The sequence below is a fragment of the Enterobacter cloacae complex sp. 302F9 genome, assembly GCF_050030335.1.
In the GTDB taxonomy this organism is placed as follows: Bacteria; Pseudomonadota; Gammaproteobacteria; order Enterobacterales; family Enterobacteriaceae; genus Enterobacter; species Enterobacter hormaechei_C.
On the sequence record NZ_JBLGUC010000001.1, the window covers coordinates 1,311,430 to 1,334,260 of the forward strand.

General features: G+C 54.1%; 15 protein-coding genes, 7 tRNA genes and 1 pseudogene. 3 read left to right on the forward strand and 20 right to left on the reverse strand.

What is annotated here, in order from left to right:
• Nucleotides 1–118: 118 nt before the first annotated feature.
• From lnt to miaB, 5 genes are all read right to left on the reverse strand, one after another.
• Nucleotides 119–1,657: an apolipoprotein N-acyltransferase gene (gene lnt / locus ACQG0T_RS06200; protein ID WP_032670351.1), complete on the reverse strand. Its 1,539-nt coding sequence runs from the start codon at nt 1,655–1,657 to the stop codon at nt 119–121.
• Between the two features lie 5 nt (nt 1,658–1,662).
• Nucleotides 1,663–2,541, reverse strand: coding sequence for a CNNM family magnesium/cobalt transport protein CorC (gene corC / locus ACQG0T_RS06205; protein ID WP_003858679.1), 879 nt, complete (start codon nt 2,539–2,541; stop codon nt 1,663–1,665).
• An 84-nt stretch (nt 2,542–2,625) separates the two neighbouring features.
• Nucleotides 2,626–3,093 (reverse strand): rRNA maturation RNase YbeY, encoded by a 468-nt coding sequence (gene ybeY / locus ACQG0T_RS06210; RefSeq protein ID WP_017694310.1) that lies wholly within the window; start codon nt 3,091–3,093, stop codon nt 2,626–2,628.
• Nucleotides 3,090–4,136, reverse strand: a complete 1,047-nt coding sequence (locus ACQG0T_RS06215; protein ID WP_003858674.1) for a PhoH family protein — start codon at nt 4,134–4,136, stop codon at nt 3,090–3,092. The genes ybeY and ACQG0T_RS06215 overlap by 4 nt, the downstream gene beginning before the upstream one ends.
• Before the next feature lie 163 nt (nt 4,137–4,299).
• The gene (gene miaB, locus ACQG0T_RS06220) at nt 4,300–5,724 is read right to left on the reverse strand and encodes a tRNA (N6-isopentenyl adenosine(37)-C2)-methylthiotransferase MiaB (RefSeq protein ID WP_271040600.1); all 1,425 of its coding nucleotides are present in this window, start codon (nt 5,722–5,724) and stop codon (nt 4,300–4,302) included.
• A 135-nt stretch (nt 5,725–5,859) separates the two neighbouring features.
• On the opposite strand from miaB, the gene ubiF reads away from it, so the two are divergent.
• On the forward strand, nt 5,860–7,035 hold the full coding sequence (gene ubiF / locus ACQG0T_RS06225) for a 3-demethoxyubiquinol 3-hydroxylase (protein WP_252051276.1): 1,176 nt from the start codon (nt 5,860–5,862) through the stop codon (nt 7,033–7,035).
• Nucleotides 7,036–7,143: 108 nt separating this feature from the next.
• On the opposite strand, the gene ACQG0T_RS06230 is transcribed toward ubiF, so the two are convergent.
• From ACQG0T_RS06230 to nagB, 12 genes are all read right to left on the reverse strand, one after another.
• Nucleotides 7,144–7,218, reverse strand: a tRNA-Gln gene (locus ACQG0T_RS06230).
• 34 nt (nt 7,219–7,252) lie between these two features.
• Nucleotides 7,253–7,327, reverse strand: a tRNA-Gln gene (locus ACQG0T_RS06235).
• Between the two features lie 41 nt (nt 7,328–7,368).
• Nucleotides 7,369–7,445, reverse strand: a tRNA-Met gene (locus ACQG0T_RS06240).
• Nucleotides 7,446–7,462: 17 nt separating this feature from the next.
• Nucleotides 7,463–7,537, reverse strand: a tRNA-Gln gene (locus ACQG0T_RS06245).
• Nucleotides 7,538–7,569: 32 nt separating this feature from the next.
• Nucleotides 7,570–7,644: transfer RNA gene (locus ACQG0T_RS06250), tRNA-Gln, on the reverse strand.
• Between the two features lie 23 nt (nt 7,645–7,667).
• Nucleotides 7,668–7,752 (reverse strand) — tRNA-Leu (locus tag ACQG0T_RS06255).
• Between the two features lie 8 nt (nt 7,753–7,760).
• A tRNA-Met gene (locus tag ACQG0T_RS06260) sits at nt 7,761–7,837 on the reverse strand.
• Nucleotides 7,838–8,062: 225 nt separating this feature from the next.
• Nucleotides 8,063–9,727 (reverse strand): asparagine synthase B, encoded by a 1,665-nt coding sequence (gene asnB / locus ACQG0T_RS06265; RefSeq protein ID WP_015571128.1) that lies wholly within the window; start codon nt 9,725–9,727, stop codon nt 8,063–8,065.
• 250 nt (nt 9,728–9,977) lie between these two features.
• Nucleotides 9,978–10,730 (reverse strand): ribonucleotide monophosphatase NagD, encoded by a 753-nt coding sequence (gene nagD / locus ACQG0T_RS06270; RefSeq protein WP_003858667.1) that lies wholly within the window; start codon nt 10,728–10,730, stop codon nt 9,978–9,980.
• Between the two features lie 45 nt (nt 10,731–10,775).
• On the reverse strand, nt 10,776–11,996 hold the full coding sequence (gene nagC / locus ACQG0T_RS06275) for a DNA-binding transcriptional regulator NagC (RefSeq protein ID WP_017694286.1): 1,221 nt from the start codon (nt 11,994–11,996) through the stop codon (nt 10,776–10,778).
• An 8-nt stretch (nt 11,997–12,004) separates the two neighbouring features.
• Entirely contained in the window at nt 12,005–13,153 is a 1,149-nt protein-coding gene (nagA, locus tag ACQG0T_RS06280) for an N-acetylglucosamine-6-phosphate deacetylase (RefSeq protein WP_032670349.1), read from the reverse strand.
• 54 nt (nt 13,154–13,207) lie between these two features.
• The gene (gene nagB / locus ACQG0T_RS06285; protein WP_003858663.1) at nt 13,208–14,008 is read right to left on the reverse strand and encodes a glucosamine-6-phosphate deaminase; all 801 of its coding nucleotides are present in this window, start codon (nt 14,006–14,008) and stop codon (nt 13,208–13,210) included.
• 325 nt (nt 14,009–14,333) lie between these two features.
• On the opposite strand from nagB, the gene nagE reads away from it, so the two are divergent.
• Entirely contained in the window at nt 14,334–16,283 is a 1,950-nt protein-coding gene (nagE, locus tag ACQG0T_RS06290) for a PTS N-acetyl glucosamine transporter subunit IIABC (RefSeq protein WP_003858662.1), read from the forward strand.
• A 169-nt stretch (nt 16,284–16,452) separates the two neighbouring features.
• On the forward strand, nt 16,453–18,120 hold the full coding sequence (gene glnS / locus ACQG0T_RS06295) for a glutamine--tRNA ligase (protein WP_064489808.1): 1,668 nt from the start codon (nt 16,453–16,455) through the stop codon (nt 18,118–18,120).
• A 59-nt stretch (nt 18,121–18,179) separates the two neighbouring features.
• Here the strand turns inward: glnS and ACQG0T_RS06300 are convergent.
• From ACQG0T_RS06300 to ACQG0T_RS06310, 3 genes and pseudogenes are all read right to left on the reverse strand, one after another.
• Nucleotides 18,180–19,471 (reverse strand): annotated as a pseudogene (locus tag ACQG0T_RS06300) (ABC transporter substrate-binding protein).
• The gene (locus ACQG0T_RS06305) at nt 19,468–21,603 is read right to left on the reverse strand and encodes an ADP-ribosylglycohydrolase family protein (RefSeq protein WP_271040601.1); all 2,136 of its coding nucleotides are present in this window, start codon (nt 21,601–21,603) and stop codon (nt 19,468–19,470) included. Before ACQG0T_RS06305 ends, ACQG0T_RS06300 begins: the two are co-directional and overlap by 4 nt.
• Nucleotides 21,604–21,636: 33 nt before the next feature.
• Entirely contained in the window at nt 21,637–22,626 is a 990-nt protein-coding gene (locus ACQG0T_RS06310; protein ID WP_223259290.1) for a LacI family DNA-binding transcriptional regulator, read from the reverse strand.
• Between the last annotated feature and the right edge of the window lie 205 nt (nt 22,627–22,831).

Below are 22,831 nucleotides of genomic sequence, written 5' to 3' on the forward strand. Positions count from 1 at the left end.
GTGAATAAACAAAGCAACAGGCGTGCCAGAATTGAAGTTTGGGAGGAAATTGTCGGGTGGCGGCGCTGGAGAGTAGGCCGGGTAAGGCGTAGCCGCCACCCGGCAACAGAAGGTAAGGTTATTTACGACGCTGACGCAGGCTCATCAGTACTGCGCCAAAGCCGAACAGCAAGGTCAAAATCCACAGCGGCCAGTTCCCGGTGCGCGCGTAAGGCGTAAGCCCGGTAGTTGGCGTGACGTTAGTAGTCAGCACCTCACGGGTAAATTGCGGGATCATGGCCTGGATTTCACCCTGCGGACCAATCACGGCGGTAATGCCGTTATTGGTGCTGCGCAGCAACGGACGTGCCAGCTCCAGAGAGCGCATTCGCGCCATCTGGAAGTGCTGCCACGGGCCAATCGATTTACCGAACCACGCATCGTTTGAGATGGTCAGCAGATAGTCAGTGTCCGGGCGGAAATTATCGCGCACCTGCTCGCCGAGGATAATCTCGTAGCAAATGGCGGCCGTCAGGGCAAAACCGTGCGCATGCAGTTGCGGCTGAACGTAAGGGCCCCGGCTGAATGAGGACATCGGCAAATCAAAGAACGGTGCCAGTGGGCGCAGAATAGACTCCAGCGGAACAAATTCGCCAAACGGTACAAGGTGGTTTTTGTTGTAGCGATTGGTGGAGGTATAGCTGTATTCGCTGTCCTTACCGAGCGTAATGATCGTGTTGTACGTGTCATAGCGGTTCTGCTGATTGAGACGCGCATCCACAATTCCGGTGATCAGCGTACTGCCGCGCGCGCGCAGCAGATCGTCCATCATCTTCAGGAAGGGCTGCTGATTGATCTCCAGGTCCGGGATCGCAGACTCAGGCCAGATGATGAGCTGCGATTTGCCCATCACCTTTTCAGTGGCGTTGGCGTAGATTTTCAGCGTGTTCAGCAGCTGATTCTCATCCCATTTTAGGGACTGCGGGATATCGCCCTGTACCAGAGAAACCTGCGTGGCGCGCGCGGGCTCCAGCGTAAACCACTGGATATAACGCAGCGGGAAGGGCAGGGCAAACAGGATCAACGCGGCAACCAGCGGCTTCCAGTTACGTGTCACCAGAGCCAGCACCAGAAGGCCGCTGACGATCATCAACAGGAAATTGATGGCTTCCACGCCCATGACCGGGGCCAGGCCTTTCAGCGGGCCGTCTACCTGGCTATAGCCGAACTGCAACCACGGGAAACCGGTCAGTACCCAGCCGCGCAGAAATTCGGTGATTTGCCAGACAACGGGTGCCGCTATCGCCACGCGCAGCCAGGTCGTTTTTGGCCACAGGCGAGACAGGATGCCCGCGAACAGGCCGGTGTAGAGCGAGAGATAGGCGGCGAGCAGCACAACCAGGAAGACGTTAACCGGCCCCGGCATTCCGCCAAATTGCGCGATACTGACGTAGACCCAGTTGATACCAGAGCCGAACAGCCCCAGCCCCCAGAAGTAGCCAATGGCCGCGGCCTGTACCGGACGACGGTTCAGGGTAAGACCCTGTAGCCCCATCAGGGAGAGAATAGCGGCTGGCCAGATATCGTAAGGAGAAAAAGCCAGCGTACCGCTGGCTCCGAGTAACAGCGCCAGCAGCAAACGGACGCGCTGGCGTTCAAAGAGTGGGGCAAATGCCATTTACATTAATCTTCCAGTTTTGGCACCGGTGAGTCGTCCGGCATTCTGACGTGAACCTGAATAATACGTCGGCTGTCAGCCATTGCGACCTTGAACTGGTAACCATCGATGTCAACGGTTTCACCGCGGGCAGGAAGATGGCCGAAGGCCTGCATCACCAGACCACCAATGGTGTCCACTTCTTCATCGCTGAAGCTGGTGCCAAAGGTATCGTTGAAGTCTTCAATGGAGGCCAGCGCGCGCACGGTCCAGGTGTGGCGGCTCAGCTGACGGAAGTCGATATCCTCTTCTTCGTCATACTCATCTTCGATTTCGCCCACGATCAGCTCAAGGATGTCTTCGATTGTGACCAGACCGGAAACGCCACCAAATTCATCAATAACAATCGCCATGTGATAGCGCTGGGAGCGAAACTCCTTCAGCATCCGATCCACACGTTTACTTTCCGGCACAACCACGGCCGGGCGTAACACCTTTTCCATACTGAAGGCTTCGGCATCGCTGCGCATAAACGGCAGCAGATCTTTCGCCATCAAAATCCCTTCAATGTGATCTTTGTCTTCGCTGATGACCGGGAAACGTGAGTGAGCCGATTCGATAATCACATCGAGGCACTCGTCCAGCGTCTGGTTGCGTTTCAGGGTAATCATCTGCGAGCGGGGGATCATGATGTCGCGGACGCGCTGGTCGGCGATGTCCATCACCCCTTCGAGCATTTCGCGCGTATCTTCGTCGATAAGGTCGTTCTGCCCGGAATCACGAATCAGCTCCAGCAGTTCATCACGGTTTTTCGGTTCGCCGTGGAAAAGCTGGTTCAGAATGAGGGAGAAAAATCCCTTTTTAGTGGTTGTCGTGTCGCTACTGTGTGAATTGTCGTCGCTCATGGCGTTTGTTAAGGGTTCTCTTGTTAGTTCAATGTTAACCGCCGCGCTATGTCCCTGCGCGGCGGCATGGTAGTCAGTGACTGACTATTCTTTCTCGGCAATGTACGGATCCTCATAGCCCAGAGCAAGCATTATCTCTGTCTCGAGGGATTCCATCTCTTCCGCTTCGTCATCTTCAATATGGTCGTAACCCAGAAGATGCAGGCTACCGTGCACCACCATGTGTGCCCAGTGCGCTTCCAGCGGCTTTTGCTGCTCTTTGGCTTCCTGCTCAACCACCTGACGGCAGATGATCAGATCGCCCAGCAGCGGCATCTCAATGCCCGGAGGGGCTTCGAACGGGAAAGAGAGCACGTTGGTCGGCTTATCTTTCCCGCGGTAGGTCAGGTTGAGCTCATGGCTTTCTGCTTCATCCACCAGGCGAATCGTGACCTCTGATTCTTCCTGAAACTGGGGGATAACGGCATCCAGCCATTTCTGAAACTGTGCCTCTTCTGGCATGCCGGAATTATCATCACAGGCCAGCTGTAAATCGAGGATCACCTGACTCATTTCTGTTCATGCTCCTGCGCTTCGCGCTTACGTTCTGCGGCCAGTTCGGCCCTGCGCTTCTGATCTGCCTCTTCCCAGGCCTCATAAGCGTTAACGATACGCGCGACCACGGGATGGCGTACCACGTCTTCACTGTGGAAGAAGTTAAAGCTGATTTCCTCTACCTCGGCCAGGACTTCGATGGCGTGACGCAGACCCGATTTGGTGTTACGCGGCAGGTCAATCTGGGTGACGTCACCGGTGATAACCGCTTTCGAGTTAAAGCCAATACGCGTCAGGAACATCTTCATCTGTTCGATGGTGGTGTTCTGGCTCTCATCCAGAATGATGAACGCGTCGTTAAGCGTACGGCCACGCATGTAGGCCAGCGGAGCAACTTCAATCACGTTACGCTCGATGAGCTTTTCAACTTTCTCGAAGCCGAGCATTTCGAACAGCGCGTCATACAGCGGGCGCAGGTAGGGATCTACTTTCTGACTCAAATCGCCCGGCAGGAAGCCCAGTTTTTCACCGGCTTCAACAGCAGGGCGGGTCAGCAGGATACGGCGGATCTCCTGACGCTCGAGCGCATCGACCGCAGCGGCAACGGCCAGATAGGTTTTACCCGTACCCGCCGGGCCTACGCCGAAGGTGATGTCGTGGTCGAGAATGTTGGCGATGTACTGCGCCTGGTTCGGGGTACGAGGCTTAATCACGCCGCGTTTAGTTTTGATGTTGATGGCTTTGCCATAGTCCGGCACGCTTTCCGCGCTCTGCTCAAGCACGCGCGCCTCTTTAATGGCCAGGTGGATCTGTTCAGGTTCAATATCCTGGATCTCTCCGCGCATCGGGGCGGTATCAACATACAGGCTGCGGAGAATATCTGCCGCGGCGTTGACGCAGATTGGGCGTCCGGTGAGTTTGAAATGGTTATCGCGACGATTGATTTCGATACCCAGACGTCGCTCCAGTTGTTTGATGTTGTCATCAAACGGCCCGCACAGGCTCAGCAGGCGAGCGTTGTCTGCGGGCTCAAGGCTAATTTCACGCGTATCTATGTTCAAACTGTTCCTCTTTAATTGGTTAACTGACCTGTGGCCACACGGCGTAATAAAACGGTCATTACCGAAATTATTCACGCCACAGAATAAAGGCGCAAGCGTTGCGGTAGATATTGGGGGTGATGAGAGGAAATACAAGGCCTGCCGGACAGGCAGGCCAGAAGGATCAAGGCTGGTAAATACCTACGCCAGAGTCGTTGACTTTGCGGGTGCGAGAGATAACGGATTCCGGCGTCTCGGCAATACGCAGACCCATTTCGTCCTCAGTGCGTACCACCTTCCCGCGCAGCGAGTTCGTGAGTACTTCGACAATCTCGATGTCCACAAACTTACCGATCATGTCCGGGGTGCCTTCAAAATTCACCACGCGGTTATTTTCGGTTCGACCAGACAGTTCCATGACGCTCTTACGGGAGGTGCCTTCCACCAGAATACGCTGGACAGTACCGAGCATACGACGACTCCAGGCGTTGGCCTGCTGGTTGATACGCTCCTGTAGAATATACAGACGCTGCTTTTTCTCTTCTTCCGGCACATCGTCAACCATATCGGCCGCAGGGGTGCCCGGGCGCGCAGAGAAGATAAAGCTGTAGCTGACGTCGAAATTCACCTCGCCGATGAGCTTCATGGTGCGCTCAAAGTCATCAGCGGTTTCGCCAGGGAAGCCGACGATAAAGTCGGAGCTAATCTGGATATCCGGGCGCGCTTCACGCAGCTTGCGGATGGTGGACTTATACTCGAGCACCGTATGTGGACGACCCATCAGGTTCAGCACGCGATCAGAACCGCACTGGATCGGCAGGTGCAGGAAGCTCACCAGCTCTGGCGTATCGCGATAGACGTCAATAATGTCGTCGGTAAATTCCATCGGATGGCTGGTGGTAAAGCGAATGCGGTCGATGCCGTCAATCGCCGCCACCAGACGTAGCAGTTCAGCAAAGCTGCCGGGGGTACCGTCGTAGTTTTCCCCGCGCCAGGCGTTCACGTTCTGACCCAGCAGGTTCACTTCACGAACGCCCTGCGCGGCAAGCTGCGCGATTTCAAACAGGATATCGTCTGCCGGGCGGCTCACTTCTTCACCGCGGGTGTAAGGCACCACGCAGTAAGTACAGTATTTGTTGCAGCCTTCCATGATGGAGACGAAGGCGGTCGGGCCATCAGCGCGCGGCTCAGGCAGACGGTCAAATTTCTCGATCTCCGGGAAGCTCACGTCAACCACCGGGCTACGGCTGCCGCGAACCTGATTAATCATCTCTGGCAGGCGGTGCAGGGTCTGAGGGCCAAAAACGATATCCACATAGGGGGCTCTCTGGCGGATCAGCTTACCTTCCTGCGATGCGACGCAGCCACCCACACCAATAATCAGGTCCGGATTTTTCCGTTTGAGAAGCTTCCAGCGGCCTAACACATGAAAAACTTTTTCCTGTGCTTTTTCACGAATTGAACAGGTGTTCAGCAGCAGCACATCGGCTTCTTTCGCATTTTCAGTCAGCTGGTATCCGTGGGTGGTATCCAGCAGATCGGCCATCTTCGATGAATCGTATTCGTTCATCTGACAGCCCCAGGTTTTTATATGGAGTTTTTTAGTCATCGACTTGCTCAGCTCAGGATTGCAAGCCGCGTATTGTAATGCTTTGGTGCGGTTGTGACCAGTATGAAGGTTGTCAACCTCAGGGCCGCAAAAATCCGGTAAACTTAAGGTATTCTCCAATAAGGAATAGTGACCATGACACTCCTGAAAACCGAAGTTGCCGTTGTTGGCGGCGGTATGGTCGGCGGCGCACTGGCGCTGGGGCTGGCGCAGCAGGGATTTGACGTAACCGTTATTGAACAGGCGGCTCCGCCGGCATTCGATCCTGCCAGCCAACCGGACGTGCGTATTTCCGCCATCAGCGCGGCCTCTGTTGATCTGCTTCGCGGGCTGGGCGTCTGGGAGGCGGTGCTGGCGATGCGCGCGCACCCATACAGCCGTCTTGAAACCTGGGAGTGGGAAAATGCTCACGTGTCGTTTGATGCCGCCGAGCTGAAACTGCCGCGCCTGGGCTATATGGTGGAAAACAACGTGCTCCAGCAGGCACTCTGGCAGGCGCTGGAGGCGCACCCGAAGGTGACGCTGCGCGTTCCGGACTCGCTGAAAGGCCTGCATCGTCATGAGGGCGGGTATCTCCTGACGCTGGACAACGACGATGAGCTGGCCGTGAAGCTGGCGGTGGGGGCGGATGGCGCGAACTCGCAGGTCAGGCAGATGGCAGGCATTGGGATCCATGCCTGGCAGTACCAGCAGTCCTGCATGCTGATCACCGTGCAGTCAGAAAACGCGCCGGGCGAAAGCACCTGGCAGCATTTTACGCCGAACGGCCCGCATGCATTCTTACCGCTGTTTGATAACTGGGCCTCGCTGGTGTGGTACGACAAACCGGCGCGCATTCGACAGTTGCAGGGGCTGTCCATGGATCAGTTGCAGCGCGAAATTCGCCAGCACTTCCCGAGTCGTCTGGGTAACGTGACCCCGGTTGCCGCCGGCGCATTCCCGCTGATGCGACGCCATGCGTTACAGTATGCCCGTGAAGGACTGGTGCTGGTGGGGGACGCGGCGCACACCATTCATCCGCTGGCGGGGCAGGGGGTGAATCTGGGATACCGTGACGTCGATGCGTTACTGGATGTGCTGGGTAACGCTCGCGCCCACGCGGAAGCCTGGGCCAGCCATCAGGTACTGAAGCGCTACCAGACGCGCCGTATGGCGGATAACTTCATTATGCAGTCGGGGATGGATCTGTTCTATGCCGGGTTCAGCAATGATGTTGGTCCGGTGCGTATAGTGCGCAATATTGGATTGATGGCGGCGGAGCGTGCCGGTGGTCTGAAGCGTCAGGCCCTGAAATATGCCCTCGGACTCTGATCTTTATTCCCTCTCCCCGTGGGAGAGGGTTAGGGTGAGGGCATCAGGCCGCACTATTCTGAGCAACAAAAACAAAAAAGCCCGCAGAGCGGGCTTGTTTGTTTTAAGTGGCTGGGGTGCAGGGATTCGAACCCCGGAATGCTGGTATCAGAAACCAGAGCCTTACCGCTTGGCGACACCCCAATTGCGTTAAACAAACTGCTTAACGACTTTAAAGTGGCTGGGGTACGAGGATTCGAACCTCGGAATGCCGGAATCAGAATCCGGTGCCTTACCGCTTGGCGATACCCCAACAATGTTCAGTTTACCGAATCGTATTCGATAACATAAATATGGTGGCTACGACGGGATTCGAACCTGTGACCCCATCATTATGAGTGATGTGCTCTAACCAACTGAGCTACGTAGCCAGTACTGCAATCTTCGATGGCTGGGGTACCTGGATTCGAACCAGGGAATGCCGGTATCAAAAACCGGTGCCTTACCGCTTGGCGATACCCCAATACCGCGGAGAACCGCATAATCGAAGAAATATGGCTGGGGTACCTGGATTCGAACCAGGGAATGCCGGTATCAAAAACCGGTGCCTTACCGCTTGGCGATACCCCATCCGTGCAACGCTTACCTGGGAATGGTGCGGGAGGCGAGACTTGAACTCGCACACCTTGCGGCGCCAGAACCTAAATCTGGTGCGTCTACCAATTTCGCCACTCCCGCAAAAAAGATGGTGGCTACGACGGGATTCGAACCTGTGACCCCATCATTATGAGTGATGTGCTCTAACCAACTGAGCTACGTAGCCATCTTTTTTTCGCGTTACCTTATCGGCGTTGCGGGGCGCATTATGCGTATAGACCCTTGCAGCGTCAACACCTTTTTCAATGAAAATAGCCGGAATGTGACTGTTTGGTTAGGTTGCGAACAGCGAGGCCGAATATTCGACAATTATTGGTTATTAATCGATTTTATGCGGAGAAAAGAGAGACAAAAAAATCAGGCCCCGGAGGGCCTGATGATACTCTGAACATTATTTATAGGCAGACTGGTGAACGCCCACCGCGCGTCCTGACGGATCGTTCATCGCTTTGAATGATTCATCCCATTCAATGGCTTTAGCAGAAGAGCAGGCGACCGATGGGCCACCCGGTACGCACTCTGCTGCGCTTGGAACCGGGAACAGCTCCTCAAAGATCTCACGGTACAAATACGCTTCTTTCGAGGCTGGCGTGTTGTACGGGAAACGGAAGCTCGCAGTTTCCAGTTGTTGATCAGAAACCTGTTTCGCCGCCACCTCTTTCAGGGTGTCGATCCAGCTGTAACCCACGCCATCCGAGAACTGCTCTTTCTGACGCCACGCCACGCTCGCCGGCAGGTAGGATTCAAAACATTCTCGCAGGATATGTTTCTCCATTTTGCCGTTGCCGCACATTTTGTCCTGCGGGTTGATGCGCATCGCCACATCAAGGAATTTCTTATCGAGGAACGGCACGCGGGCTTCCACACCCCAGGCGGACATCGCTTTGTTGGCGCGCGCGCAGTCAAACATGTGCAGCGCCTGTAGCTTACGCACCGTTTCTTCATGCAGCTCTTTGGCGTTTGGCGCTTTGTGGAAATAGAGGTAACCGCCAAACACTTCGTCAGAACCCTCGCCGGAGAGCACCATCTTGATGCCCATCGCTTTGATCTTCCGCGACATCAAATACATCGGTGTGGAGGCGCGAATGGTGGTCACATCATAGGTTTCAATGTGATAGATCACATCGCGGATCGCATCCAGACCTTCCTGTACGGTGAAGTGAATTTCATGGTGCACCGTGCCGAGATGATTTGCCACTTCCTGGGCGGCTTTCAGGTCAGGTGCCCCTTCCAGACCCACGGCAAAGGAGTGCAGCTGCGGCCACCAGGCTTCAGAGCGCTCCTGATCTTCCACGCGACGTGCGGCGAATTTCTTGGTGATCGCGGAGATCACGGAGGAGTCCAGACCGCCGGAGAGCAGTACGCCGTAAGGTACGTCTGACATCAGGTGGCTTTTCACTGACTCTTCCAGGGCCTGACGCAGTTCGGCTTTGTCCGTCACGTTGTCTTTCACCGCCTCATAATCAAACCAGTCGCGCTGGTAGTACGGGCGGATCTCGCCGTCTTTACTCCACAGGTAGCTACCTGCCGGGAACTCTTTGATGGTGCGGCACACCGGCACCAGGGCTTTCATCTCTGAGGCAACGTAGAAGTTGCCGTGCTCATCGTGTCCCATGTACAGCGGGATAATACCGATATGGTCGCGGCCAATCAGATAAGCGTCTTTTTCGCTGTCGTACAGCGCGAAGGCGAACATACCTTGCAGATCGTCGAGGAACTCCGGGCCTTTCTCCTGATACAGCGCCAGGATCACTTCGCAGTCTGAGCCGGTCTGAAACGCGTAGCGATCGCCGTACTCGGCGCGCAGCGCCTGATGGTTGTAAATTTCACCGTTAACAGCCAGCGCGTGCGTTTTTTTCTCGTTATACAGCGGCTGTGCGCCAGCGTTGACATCAACAATGGAGAGACGTTCATGAGCCAGAATCGCTTTATCGCTGGCGTATACGCCTGACCAGTCCGGACCGCGATGGCGCATCAGGCGGGACAATTCGAGTGCTTTTTTACGCAGTTCGCCCGCGTCAGTTTTAATATCCAGTACGCCAAAAATAGAACACATAACCTTCTCCGTTAACCCTGTTGCGTTGTGATGTTGCTTGCTTATGAAAATGCCGCAAAAGGGGGAGGGGGCGCAAGCGTTTTACCGATGAAAACGTAAAAAGTGCAATGGCAATTGCCGAATCTTAAAAAAAGAGCATGTCTTAAGCAATTCTATTGATGATTTCTCAATGGAGGGCTGATTTCGTTAGATGAAGTGATGTTTTCAGACGGCAGAAATGAAAAACCACGCACTTAGGCGTGGTTCTGAATCAAATAACGTCGATTTCGTCGACAGAGGGGTAAATCCAGCTTGGCCGGAACGGCATCGTATCAATGTCATCAAGCTGTGAAACGCCAGATAGCACCAGGATGGTTTCAAGCCCCGCCTGGAAGCCAGCCAGAATATCGGTACGCAGGTTGTCGCCCACAATGACGGTTTCTTCTGAGTGTGCCTGCATCGTATTCAGTGCGGCGCGGATGATCCACGGGCTCGGTTTACCGACAACAAACGGCTTACGACCCGAGATTTTTTCGATACCGGCGCAAAGCGCACCGCAGGCGGGATAAAAACCACGACCGTGCGTGTCCGGGTTGGTGGCGATAAAACGCGCACCGTTGGCGACAAAGTAGGCTGCCTTATGCATCATCTCCCAGTTAAAGGAGCGCGTTTCGCCCACGATGACAAAGTCCGGGTTCACGTCGGTGATGGTGAAGCCCGCTTTATACAGCTCGTGGATCAGCGCACCTTCACCAACGACATAGGCTTTTTTGCCTTCCTGACGCTTCAGGAAATCCGCGGTCGCCATCGCAGAGGTATAGAACACGCTGTCCGGGACGTTGACGCCTGCGGTAGCAAAGCGGTTTGCCAGATCCTGACCAGTCTGTGAAGGGTAGTTCGTGAGAAGAACCAGTGGCATTCCTTTGTCGATGATGCGGTGAAGAAACTCCGCAGCACCCGGCACGGCAACGTTGTCGTGCATCAGCACGCCGTCGATATCACAAATTACATTCTTAATGGTCATGGACAATCCGACATCAAAAAAAGAAGGCGTTACTATAAGGTCCGATCAGGATTCCAGCAAATGTTGCAGCAGGATCCCGTTGAGCATGGCACGTTTTACCAGGGCGAATGCGCCAATTGCCGAGCGGTGATCGAGCGTAGATCGCACCACCGGCAAATTCTGGCGAAATGCCTTCAGCGCCTGGGTATTGATGCAGCCTTCAATGGCGGGCAGTAACACTTTTTCGGCTTCAACGATCTCGCCGGCAATCACCACTTTCTGCGGATTAAACAGGTTGATGGCAATGGCGATGGTCTTACCCAGGTGGCGTCCTACCTGTTCGATCACTTCGCAGGCCAGCGCATCGCCTTTGTTTGCCGCTTTGCAGATGGCGCCGATCTTACAATCGTCCAGCGTGACGCGGCTCTGGTAACCCTGCTCCAGCAGATGGCGAACGCGATGTTCAATGGCGGCATTGGCGGCAACGGTTTCAAGACAGCCAAAGTTACCGCAGTGGCAGCGCTCGCCAAGCGGTTCCACCTGGATATGACCAATCTCGCCTACGTTACCGTTACGGCCAATAAAAATGCGGCCATTCGAGATGATGCCCGCACCTGTACCACGGTGAACGCGCACCAGAATAGAGTCTTCGCAGTCCTGGCTCGCACCAAAGTAGTGCTCCGCCAGCGCCAGCGAGCGAATATCGTGACCAACAAAGCAGGTCAGCTTGAAGCGCTTTTCCAGCGCCTCAACCAGCCCCCAGTTCTCTACCTTAATATGCGGCATGTAGCGAATAACGCCGCTTTCCGGGTCAACCAGGCCGGGCAAAATCACCGAGATGGCGATGAGTTCACGGATCTTGCGCTGACAGCTTTCGATAAACTGCGCAATGGTATTCAGCAACGCGTGTTCAAGCGTCTCCTGCGTGCGCTCAGGAAGGGGGTAGTGTTCTTCGGCAATGGCCTTGCTGCTCAGATCGTAGAGCGTAAGCGTGGTGTCATGACGTCCTAAGCGAACGCCAATGGCCTGAAAATTGCGGGTTTCCGTGACGATGGAAATCGCGCGGCGGCCCCCGGTGGAGGCCTGCTGATCGACTTCTTTGATCAGGCCGCGCTCAATAAGCTGGCGTGTAATTTTTGTCACGCTGGCGGGAGCAAGCTGGCTTTGTTCGGCTATCTGAATGCGTGAGATTGGCCCGTGCTGGTCAATCAGGCGATAAACCGCCGCGCTGTTAAGTTGTTTAACGAGATCGACATTACCGATTTGAGCTTGTCCGCCTGGTGTCATACTTTTACTTACTCAGTGACGACCTCGTTACCATTAACGATGGTCTTAATAATTTTATAATCGTGTGTGAACGCCGTCAGGTTTGCAACCATACCTGGCGCAATACCGCCGAGCTGTTTATCGACGCCAATGGCGCGCGCCGGATAAAGCGTGGCCATGCGCAGCACTTCCTCAAGCGCGATGCCGCAATGTTCAACGAGGTTACGTACCCCTTCGATCATCGTCAGAGAAGAACCGCTCAGCGTGCCGTTCTCATCCACACACAGTCCATTCCGGTAGTATATTGTTTTACCAGCAAAAATGAACTGCTCAATATTCGCTCCTGCCGGAGCGGTAGCATCCGTTACCAGGCAGAGCTTGTCGCCTTTCAGACGCTTGGCGTTGCGGATGTTGGTGTAATCGACATGCAAGCCGTCGGCGATAATGCCGCAGTAGACGTCTGGTTCATCCAGAATGGCACCAACCAGTCCCGGTTCGCGGCCAGTAATATAGGGCATCGCGTTATAAAGGTGTGTGGCAAACGTAATGCCTGCGCGGAAACCGGCCTTCGCCTCTTTCAGCGTCGCGTTCGAATGGCCCGCAGACACCACAATCCCGGCGGCGGCCAGTTTGCTGATAACGTCCGTGCCGGTCATTTCCGGGGCCAGCGTTACTTTGGTGATCACATCGGCATTGGCGCACATGTAATCCACCAGCTCGGCATCCGGTTTGCGCACGTAGTTTGGGTTATGGGTGCCTTTCTTGACCATATTCAGCCATGGTCCTTCCAGGTGCAGGCCCAGCGCCTGATTCGGATGTTTTGCCAGGTATTCGCGCATGACGCGGATACCCTGTTTCATCAGGTCATCGCTGCTGGTGATCAGCGTTGGCAGATAGCTGGTGCAGCCCGATTTCTCGTTGGCTTTTTGCATGATTTCCAGCGTTTCAACCGATACCGCCTCTGCGGTATCGTTAAACTGGACACCGCCGCAGCCGTTGAGCTGTACGTCGATGAAACCGGGGGAGATTACTGCTCCATTGAGGGAACGCTGTTCGATCTCCGGCGGCAGTTCCGCCAGCGGGCAAACACGTTCAATCAGGCCATTGGCGATTACAATCGCATGGTCATCCAGAATTTCATGGCCGGTATAAATCCGACCGTGGGTTAAAGCGTACATATCGACCCCCGGTTAAAAAAGCGACCGCCCCGGATAAAAGAGGCGGTTATTCAATTACAGACCTTTGATGTTCTCAGCTTCCAGCTCGTTAAAGTATTTCAGCGTTTTCACCTTCAGCTCCATGGTGGACGGTTCGTCACACACGACAACCGCTTTTGGATGCAGCTGTAAGCAGCTGATCGTCCACATATGGTTCACGTTACCTTCAACGGCAGCCTGAAGCGCTTGCGCTTTCACCGCGCCCAGCACCAGAATCATCACTTCTTCGGCATCCAGCAGCGTGCCCACGCCCACGGTCAGCGCGTATTTAGGCACCTGATTGACGTCGCCGTCAAAGAAGCGGGAGTTAGCCACGCGCGTATCATGGGTCAGCGTTTTAATACGGGTACGGGAAGCCAGTGAAGATGCCGGTTCGTTGAACGCGATATGACCATCGTTGCCTACGCCGCCCATAAACAGGTGGATTTTACCGTAGGAACGGATTTTTTCTTCATACTGACGGCATTCTGCGTCAATATCAGGCGCGTTTCCATTCAGCAGGTTAATGTTTTCAGCCGGAATATCAACGTGATCGAAGAAATTACGGTGCATAAAGCTGTGGTAACTTTCCGGATGTTCCTTCGGCAGGCCGACATATTCGTCCATGTTGAAGGTCACAACGTGTTTAAAGCTAACCTGGCCCGCTTTGTGCATTTCAACCAGAGCTTTATACGCGGTCAGGGGCGTGCCACCGGTTGGAAGACCGAGAACGAAAGGACGATCGGCTGTTGGTTTGAACGCGTTGATGCGGTTAACGATATGACGAGCAGCCCATTTTCCGACTTGTTCAGCTGTTGCCAGGGGAATCAGTCTCATTATTCACCTCTAAAGTTTAAGTAAAAGTGGGCGGATGATTAGTGCAACCTGAACTAAGCGTAACCTGGAACCTTTCAGGCCGGATCAATCCGTCTTGATTTTTTGAATGATAAAATAAGTTTTCGTCGTTAGCCAGTGAAAGGGAGGGTTTAATACGATATTTGGTGACAATAATCACAAAAAATAGGTGTTTAATTTGCGATACGAATTAATTTTTCACACACTCACACTGCCAGTGAATCATCAACTGTATCTATCGTTCGTGACACAATAAAAACATAGTTTATGCGCGAGTCTTAACAAAGGGTCTCGTAGGGGGAATAGGATGAATATTTTAGGTTTTTTCCAGCGCCTCGGTAGGGCTTTGCAGCTCCCTATCGCCGTGCTACCGGTTGCAGCGTTGCTGCTGCGATTCGGGCAACCCGATCTTCTTAACGTGCCGTTTATCGCCCAGGCAGGCGGCGCAATTTTTGACAACCTGGCGCTGATTTTCGCCATCGGTGTGGCGTCAAGCTGGTCAAAAGACAGCGCTGGTGCCGCGGCACTGGCAGGGGCTGTCGGTTACTTCATCCTCACGAAAGCGATGGTAACCATCAACCCTGAAATCAATATGGGTGTGCTGGCAGGTATCATTACCGGCCTGGTGGGTGGCGCCGTGTACAACCGTTGGGCAGGTATCAAACTTCCTGACTTCCTGAGCTTCTTCGGCGGTAAACGTTTTGTGCCGATTGCGACGGGCTTTTTCTGTCTGATCCTCGCCGCCATCTTTGGCTACGTTTGGCCACCGGTGCAGCATGCTATCCATGCGGGTGGCGAATGGATCGTGTCTGCGGGCGCAATGGGCGCGGGCATCTTCGGTTTCATTAACCGTCTGCTGATCCCAACCGGTCTGCATCAGGTACTGAACACCATCGCCTGGTTCCAGATTGGTGAGTTCACCAACGCGGCCGGCGCGGTATTCCACGGTGATATCAACCGCTTCTACGCAGGCGACGGCACCGCGGGCATGTTCATGTCTGGCTTCTTCCCAATCATGATGTTTGGTCTGCCTGGCGCGGCGCTGGCAATGTACCTGGCTGCGCCGAAAGCGCGTCGCCCAATGGTTGGCGGGATGCTGCTGTCCGTTGCGATCACCGCCTTCCTGACCGGCGTGACCGAGCCACTGGAATTCCTGTTCATGTTCCTGGCTCCGCTGCTGTATCTGATGCACGCGATCCTGACCGGTATCAGCCTGTTCGTCGCCACCCTTCTGGGTATCCATGCTGGCTTCTCCTTCTCCGCAGGCGCCATCGACTATGTGTTGATGTACAACCTGCCGGCGGCAAGCAGCAACGTCTGGATCCTGATGGTGATGGGTCTGATCTTCTTCGTTATCTACTTCGTTCTGTTCAGCGCGGTTATTCGTATGTTTAACCTGAAGACGCCGGGCCGCGAAGATACGAAAGATGATGTTGTGACCAGTGAAGCCAACAGCAATACCGAAGAGGGTTTAACCCAGCTGGCAACCAGCTACATTGCCGCTGTGGGTGGCACCGACAACCTGAAAGCGATCGATGCCTGTATTACCCGTCTGCGTCTGACCGTAGGTGACTCCGCGCGCGTGAGCGATGCAATGTGCAAACGCCTGGGTGCGTCTGGTGTGGTGAAACTGAACAAACAAACCATCCAGGTTATCGTGGGTGCGAAAGCCGAATCTATCGGCGATGAAATGAAAAAAGTGGTTGCCCGTGGGCCGGTCGCTGCCGCCTCAACGGATAACGCGCCAGTGGCTGACGCGCCGGTTGCAAAACCGCAGGCTGTGCCAAACGCGGTGACCATCGCTGCGCTGGTTTCTCCGGTGACAGGTGACGTTGTTGCGCTTGAGCAGGTGCCTGACGAAGCGTTCGCCAGCAAAGCGGTCGGTGACGGCGTGGCGGTGAAACCAACGGACAAAACCGTGGTCTCTCCGGCTGCCGGTACTATCGTGAAAATCTTCAACACCAACCACGCGTTCTGCCTGGAAACGGAAAAAGGCGCGGAGATCGTTGTCCATATGGGTATCGATACCGTTGCGCTGAACGGTCAGGGCTTTACTCGTCTGGTGGAAGAGGGTGCTGAAGTGGCGGCAGGTCAGCCGATTCTGGAAATGGATCTGGACTTCCTGAACGCCAACGCGCGCTCCATGATAAGCCCGGTCGTGTGCAGCAACATCGACGACTTCAGCGGTCTGGTGATCCAGGCGCAGGGTCAGGTGGTTGCAGGCCAGACGCCACTGTATGAGATTAAAGGCAAGTAATCGCTCCTGAGTAGAGTTATGCCTTTAGCGGCGGGGGATATCCTCCGCCGCTTTTTTTTGCAGCAATTGCCCCCATTATTTTCTTCCGGGACGTTTTAAGGGTTGTCACTACGTCCGGCTTATAAGATCATATGCCGTTATACGTTGTTTACGCTTTGAGGAATCCACGATGAGTGAGGCAGAAGCCCGCCCGAGTAACTTTATTCGTCAGATCATCGATGAAGATCTGGCCAGTGGTAAGCACACCACAGTCCACACGCGTTTCCCGCCGGAGCCAAATGGCTACCTGCACATTGGTCACGCCAAATCGATCTGCCTGAACTTTGGTATTGCGCAAGATTACCAGGGGCAGTGCAACCTGCGTTTCGATGACACCAACCCAGTAAAAGAAGACATCGAATACGTTGAGTCGATTAAAAACGACGTGCAATGGCTGGGCTTCAACTGGTCTGGCGATATCTGCTACTCCTCAGACTACTTCGATCAGCTGTATGCCTATGCGGTTGAACTGATTAACAAAGGTCTGGCATACGTCGACGAATTGTCTGCTGACGAAATCCGTGAATACCGCGGTACGCTGACTCAGCCTGGTAAAAACAGTCCGTTCCGCGATCGTAGCGTGGCAGAGAACCTGGCGCTGTTTGAAAAAATGCGTGCCGGTGGCTTCGAAGAAGGTAAAGCGTGTCTGCGTGCCAAAATCGATATGGCGTCTCCGTTCATCGTGATGCGCGATCCGGTGCTGTACCGCATTAAGTTCGCTGAACACCACCAGACCGGTAACAAGTGGTGCATCTACCCGATGTACGACTTCACCCACTGCATCAGCGATGCGCTGGAAGGCATTACGCACTCTCTGTGCACGCTGGAATTCCAGGACAACCGTCGTCTGTACGACTGGGTGCTGGATAACATCACCATTCCTGTGCATCCGCGTCAGTACGAGTTCTCTCGTCTGAATCTGGAATACACCGTGATGTCCAAGCGTAAGCTGAATCTGCTGGTGACCGACAAGCACGTTGAAGGCTGGGACGACCCGCGCATGCCAACCATCTCCGGCCTGCGCCGTCGTGGTTACACTGCCGCCTCTATTCGTGAGTTCTGCAAACGCATCGGCGTGACCAAGCAGGACAACACCATTGAAATGGCGTCTCTGGAATCCTGCATTCGTGAAGACCTCAACGAAAACGCCCCGCGCGCAATGGCCGTTATCGATCCGGTTAAGCTGGTTATCGAAAACTACCCGCAGGGCGAAAGCGAACTGGTCTCCATGCCTAACCATCCGAACAAACCGGAAATGGGAAGCCGTGATGTGCCGTTCAGCGGTGAAATCTGGATCGATCGCGCCGACTTCCGTGAAGAAGCGAACAAGCAGTACAAGCGTCTGGTGCTGGGCAAAGAAGTGCGTCTGCGTAACGCCTATGTGATCAAAGCCGAGCGCGTAGAGAAAGATGCGGAAGGTAACATCACGACCATCTTCTGTACGTACGACGCAGAGACGCTGAGTAAAGATCCGGCGGATGGCCGTAAAGTGAAAGGTGTGATCCACTGGGTGAGTGCGCAGCATGCGCTGCCGGTTGAGATCCGTCTCTACGATCGTCTGTTCAGCGTACCTAACCCAGGCGCTGCGGAGGACTTCCTGGCGGTTATCAACCCTGAGTCGCTGATTATCAAGCAGGGTTATGCCGAGCCGTCTCTGAAAGCCGCTGAAGCCGGTAAAGCGTTCCAGTTTGAACGTGAGGGTTACTTCTGCCTGGACAGCCGTTACAGCACGGCAGAAAAACCGGTATTTAACCGTACCGTCGGTCTGCGTGATACCTGGACTAAGATCGGCGAATAATAACGCTGGCATGGTCAATGAGAAACAAACGCCGCGTAATGCGGCGTTTTTTTTGAGGGTTAATGGCGTTGCAAAAGTTCAGCTACTCGCTGCTGGCTGCGTTCCAGCGCGGGGGCAGTCTCCTGTTTTCCTACTGTCACCTGATTGACCATTTCACTGAGAATAGCGGAGCCGGTGACATCCCCCATCCCTGTGAAATTCTTCTCACCGACGGAACCAAAGACCTGCATATGCGGATACTGAGCAATCAGTTGAGTCGTCAGATCGCCAAAGGCTTTAATAGCCGGGTTATGTTTGTAAACGGTGTGTGCAGCAACGGCTTTTGTCACCGGCAGCATCGCCCCTGGCGACATTAATACCCATTCTGCGGTATTTTGCGCTTGCTCCATAAATGACACGAATTTTTCAGCGGCTTCCGTCTCTTCTTCCTTCTGCCCAGTAGTGATGGTTAATGAAGTGATTACGCCATACACCGCAGAGGTTTTTTCAGTCGGAACGACAAAGCCGATGTCGGCCAGCGAACCTTCCTGAGCGATAGCTGGCAGAATGTAGGTCGAATAGACCGCCATCGGTGCAGTCTCGTTCATAAAGGCGTCTTTGATCTCCATAACATTATTAGAGCCGGGCATCGTGTATCGGGAAAGATCGCGGTAATAATTCAGCGACGCGAGCATTTCCGGTGAGTTGACGGTGACCTTGCCGTCAGCATTAAATACGTTGGCATGATTTGAAAGCGCAAACTGGGAAAAGTTTGCTCGGTCATCACACTCTCTGCCGTCGGCAGAGCGATACCGTATTTTTTGTCACCGATTTTGGTCAGCTTGCGCGCCGCATCCAGCAATTGGGCCCAGTTTTTGGGCTCACTAATCCCTGCCTTAGCCAGTACGGATTTTCGATACCAGATCCCCTGTAACCAGGCGCTAATGGGTACGCCAGTGTATGCATTTCCGTCTTCGGTGCGGACAATACGCAACACGCCGTCATAGAAAGACGCTTCCCCTTGTTTCTCTATCAGGGCTTTTACCGCCTTGTGATCGATTAGCGACTCTTTGTCCATTACCCGGGCGTAGTCATGGCTAACTTCGATCACTTCCGGCAACGCGCCTGAACGGGCAAGCGTAATCATTTTGGTATTAAAGGCGTCCTCTTCCACCGGCACCTGCTTCACGGTAATAGTAGGGTTTTCTTTCTGAAAGCGGTCGATCAGGCCGCGTATAACGGCCTGGCGCTCTTGCTCTACGGAGGAGTGCATAAATTCAATTGTAACCTGCTGCGGTTTATCCTCTTTACATCCTGAGAGTAATGCCGCAACGACCAGGGCCAGGGCCCGTAGCCTGTTTGTTGTTTTCATTTTTTCATCCCTTGTTGTGATACCGTTTCATTGGCGCAGATATGGATAGCGTCGGTTGACAGCGCACCGGCGCATATCAATAACCCGATCCCACCATCGGCAAACGCTTCACGTTCGGTATCTTCCACGGAAAGGGTTTTTCCATCGACAGTGGCGGTAAGGGTGTTTCCCATAACAGCGATATCGAAAACGAGGGGCCGCTCATAAACGTCAGACAGGACGGTTTCTGCCAGAATACGGGTCACCGCGTCGCGGACGCGTATTATCTGTACCTTTCCGTCGCGCATTACGCGCGCTGCGTAGTAACGTCTCATCCCCTGTACCCGGAAGGCCAGACCACCGTAGTCACCCAAATGCAGCGTGATGTCACTTTGCACCCGATAGTTATTCCACTGGCGAGTGCCGTGAATGATTAAACCCTCATCGTATTCTTTTGAGATCCGAAAGCTGGTTGGATAATGGCGGGAAAAGAGATCCACTACGTTGACCCATGAGCGCCACCAGAAGTCGTTCTCTCCGGCGGGTTTGCGCAGGGTCAGTTTCGGGACGCCATCCCAGCACATGCTGTCGATAAGGAGTCGACCACGGGCAATACGGGCGTCGGTACTCAGCGTCACGCCAATTTCACCTATTGGTTGGCCTTTACAGTCAGGGATATCCAGCGAGAGCGTTATTTCTTCGCCTGGGGCAACGTGGTGCGTGTCACCATAGCAAGGGATCAGACAATTGTTATCGTCATAGACCCGATAGCACAGCCGCACGTTAAGCGACGAGATATTGTCCGATGGGGCAATAAGCGTAGCGTGCAAGCGTTGTCCAGGGTAGATCAGTGGCGTGGCCATGAGATCGTAACTGCGCATTTCCACGATTTCCGGCGGGGTAAAAGTTTGCGTGGTCACACTGGCCTGAAGACCCTGCGCGAGGTGATGATAATGAATGCTCAGCATCTGCTGCCCCTGCCAGGCTTCGTTTTTCACCTCAACCGGAGCGGTATTCTCTTCCTTCAGCCAGCGAAAACCCTGTACGCTTCCCGGCAGGGAGAAATGGTATTGAGCCCCACCTTTCTTCGGTTCAGGGCGCGGAAGCCCGGCAATCTGATGGCCTAAATCCACCAGATAATCCGTAATGCGTACTGCGTTGTTGATGGAAAAACCGCCGTCCGCGGAAGAGATTAGCATTCTGTCCGCCAACGGGCCGCGCCAGTCCGGGCCGGCGTCAATACCCTGTAACCCGAGCATAATTCCAGACAGGCAGCCAACGTTGCCCGCATTGCAGTCGGTATCCCATCCGGAGGTATTAACGATGCACTGGGACTGCTGGAAATCGTCCGGCGCGTAGAGCATCGCCATAATCATCAACGCGTGGTTGGGGATCACATGGCAGTTGCTGGGATATTTATGGTAGCCGTAGTGGTCTTCAATTTTCTGGCGCGTCGTCTGCCAGTCGTTATCCTCTTGGCGCCAGCGGCAGACATCGGCGACCAGTATGGCAATTTGCGAATCTGGGGGGATAACGGATAAGCCTGTGGCAATCAGTTTTTCGATGTCCTGGCAGATAAAAGCCTGTGACTCCATTGCCGCCCAAAGCATGGCGGCATAAACGGATTCCCCATCGTGACTCACGCTGGCGGCTGTTTTTGCCAGAGACGCCGACAGTTGCGGTTGGCCGGGAGCCACGAGCGCCCAGCTATCAATGAAAATTTGCGCGCCGATTTGCTCTGCGATGGTTTTGCCATTGGTGGCGATAGCGCCACTCAGCGGGGCAGGGATACCCTTTTTAAGATTCAGCCACGCCGTATGTTCTGTTGAATTACCATTACCCCCCCACCAGAGGATAGTGCGCTTATCAATGATGTAATTCAGCCAACAGTGCCCCATCTGTTCGGCTGTCAGGTCTGGCGGTAACGCGTAATCCTCAAGCGCGCGAATAAATGTGAATGTTCCGGCTACGTCGTCATCGGTAATCACCAGAGGGCGATTGAATTTTTCATTAACGTAATACCGTATTGGCCCGAGTTCCCGCATGATTTTTTGCCAGGTCCAGCCTTCAAAAGGGCGACCCAGATACACGCCGATCAATTTCCCTAATACCCCAGCGTAAACGCGCTGGTAATAATCTGAAGGTAATTCCATTTTTTCATCCTTTTCTCTGTAATTAATCGCCAGTCAGGCGGATTCCCTTTTTACCAGGCGGTAGGGCATTTCGGTTGTGCTTCCCGGTGAATCCTGTTCCCCGGACAGGTGATTCATCAGGATTTCACCGGCTTTTTGTCCGATTAGTTCCGGAAAGTGGGCGATAGTGGTCAGGGAAGGGGTGACCAGTCCGGCCGAGGGGATATCATCAAAACCGACCACGGCAAGCTGCCCGGGAATGGTTATTCCCGTCTCTCTTGCCGCCCGCATCACGCCGATAGCCATTACATCGTTGGCGGCAAAGATAGCGTCCGGGCGAGGAACATTGCGGAAAAGTGATAGTGCGGACTGATAGCTGGTAGGTTCTGAGAAATCTGCTTGCATAAGAATTTGTGGCGTAAGGCCAGCCTGCACCATCGCCTGCTGATAGCCTTTCACACGGGCACCAGCCGGGCCGCCAGCGCCTGCGATCATACAGATGTGTTTGTGCCCCTGAGCCAGCAGATATTCGACAGCGCGGCGGGCGGCAGCGGTGTTGTCGATAAAAATATTGTGTAACGGCAAATTCCCGGCGGTTTTATACTCCGCTTCAATCCGGACGATGGGAAAACCGGCCATGAGATAGGGTTCAAAATCATTAACGCCGGCATGAAAAAAAGTGCCAATTACGGCATCGACGCGCCCCTGAGCCGACCAGTTCAGAAAATGCAGTTCCCTTTCCCGCACAGCATCGGTACTGGCAACGATGACATCATAACGATGGGCATCCATCACCGATTGCACCCCGCGTATCAGCGAGGCATAAAACGGGTTGGCAATGTCCGGAATAATACAGGCCACGGACAGTGTTTTATTGGTTTTCAATGCCTGGGCGAAGCGGTTTGGTACATAGCCCAGTTGTTTCGCCGCGTTTTCCACTCTGGCAACTGTCTCCTGGGGATAGGCGTGTTTTCCCATGCCTAACACTACTGAGACCACCGCCTGAGAAACTCCCGCCAGTGCAGCGACATCGCGTTGCGTCATTCTTTTTGCCATATGTGCGCCAACTTATACGTATAACCTGACCACATAATTAATGAGGTCTTTTGGCAGCGTCAAGACGAGAAACAGTAAAAACAGACGGTTAATTTAGAAAAAGCGAGCAATCTCACATCCTTTAACGGGTACTGTCAGAGTAAGGGAGAACCCGCTTTGCGCAGCGAATTAATACCAATTCAAAATTTATTAT

Excerpts from the sequence above, each read along its gene's own strand:
- nagC (WP_017694286.1), bottom strand. The coding sequence starts at position 11,996 with ATGACACCAGGCGGACAAGCTCAAATCGGTAATGTCGATCTCGTTAAA.
- asnB (WP_015571128.1), bottom strand. The coding sequence starts at position 9,727 with ATGTGTTCTATTTTTGGCGTACTGGATATTAAAACTGACGCGGGCGAA.
- lnt (WP_032670351.1), bottom strand. The coding sequence starts at position 1,657 with ATGGCATTTGCCCCACTCTTTGAACGCCAGCGCGTCCGTTTGCTGCTG.
- ACQG0T_RS06310 (WP_223259290.1), bottom strand. The coding sequence starts at position 22,626 with ATGACGCAACGCGATGTCGCTGCACTGGCGGGAGTTTCTCAGGCGGTG.
- ybeY (WP_017694310.1), bottom strand. The coding sequence starts at position 3,093 with ATGAGTCAGGTGATCCTCGATTTACAGCTGGCCTGTGATGATAATTCC.
- ubiF (WP_252051276.1), top strand. The coding sequence starts at position 5,860 with ATGACACTCCTGAAAACCGAAGTTGCCGTTGTTGGCGGCGGTATGGTC.
- nagD (WP_003858667.1), bottom strand. The coding sequence starts at position 10,730 with ATGACCATTAAGAATGTAATTTGTGATATCGACGGCGTGCTGATGCAC.
- ACQG0T_RS06305 (WP_271040601.1), bottom strand. The coding sequence starts at position 21,603 with ATGGAATTACCTTCAGATTATTACCAGCGCGTTTACGCTGGGGTATTA.
- nagE (WP_003858662.1), top strand. The coding sequence starts at position 14,334 with ATGAATATTTTAGGTTTTTTCCAGCGCCTCGGTAGGGCTTTGCAGCTC.
- nagB (WP_003858663.1), bottom strand. The coding sequence starts at position 14,008 with ATGAGACTGATTCCCCTGGCAACAGCTGAACAAGTCGGAAAATGGGCT.
- corC (WP_003858679.1), bottom strand. The coding sequence starts at position 2,541 with ATGAGCGACGACAATTCACACAGTAGCGACACGACAACCACTAAAAAG.
- nagA (WP_032670349.1), bottom strand. The coding sequence starts at position 13,153 with ATGTACGCTTTAACCCACGGTCGGATTTATACCGGCCATGAAATTCTG.
- glnS (WP_064489808.1), top strand. The coding sequence starts at position 16,453 with ATGAGTGAGGCAGAAGCCCGCCCGAGTAACTTTATTCGTCAGATCATC.
- miaB (WP_271040600.1), bottom strand. The coding sequence starts at position 5,724 with ATGACTAAAAAACTCCATATAAAAACCTGGGGCTGTCAGATGAACGAA.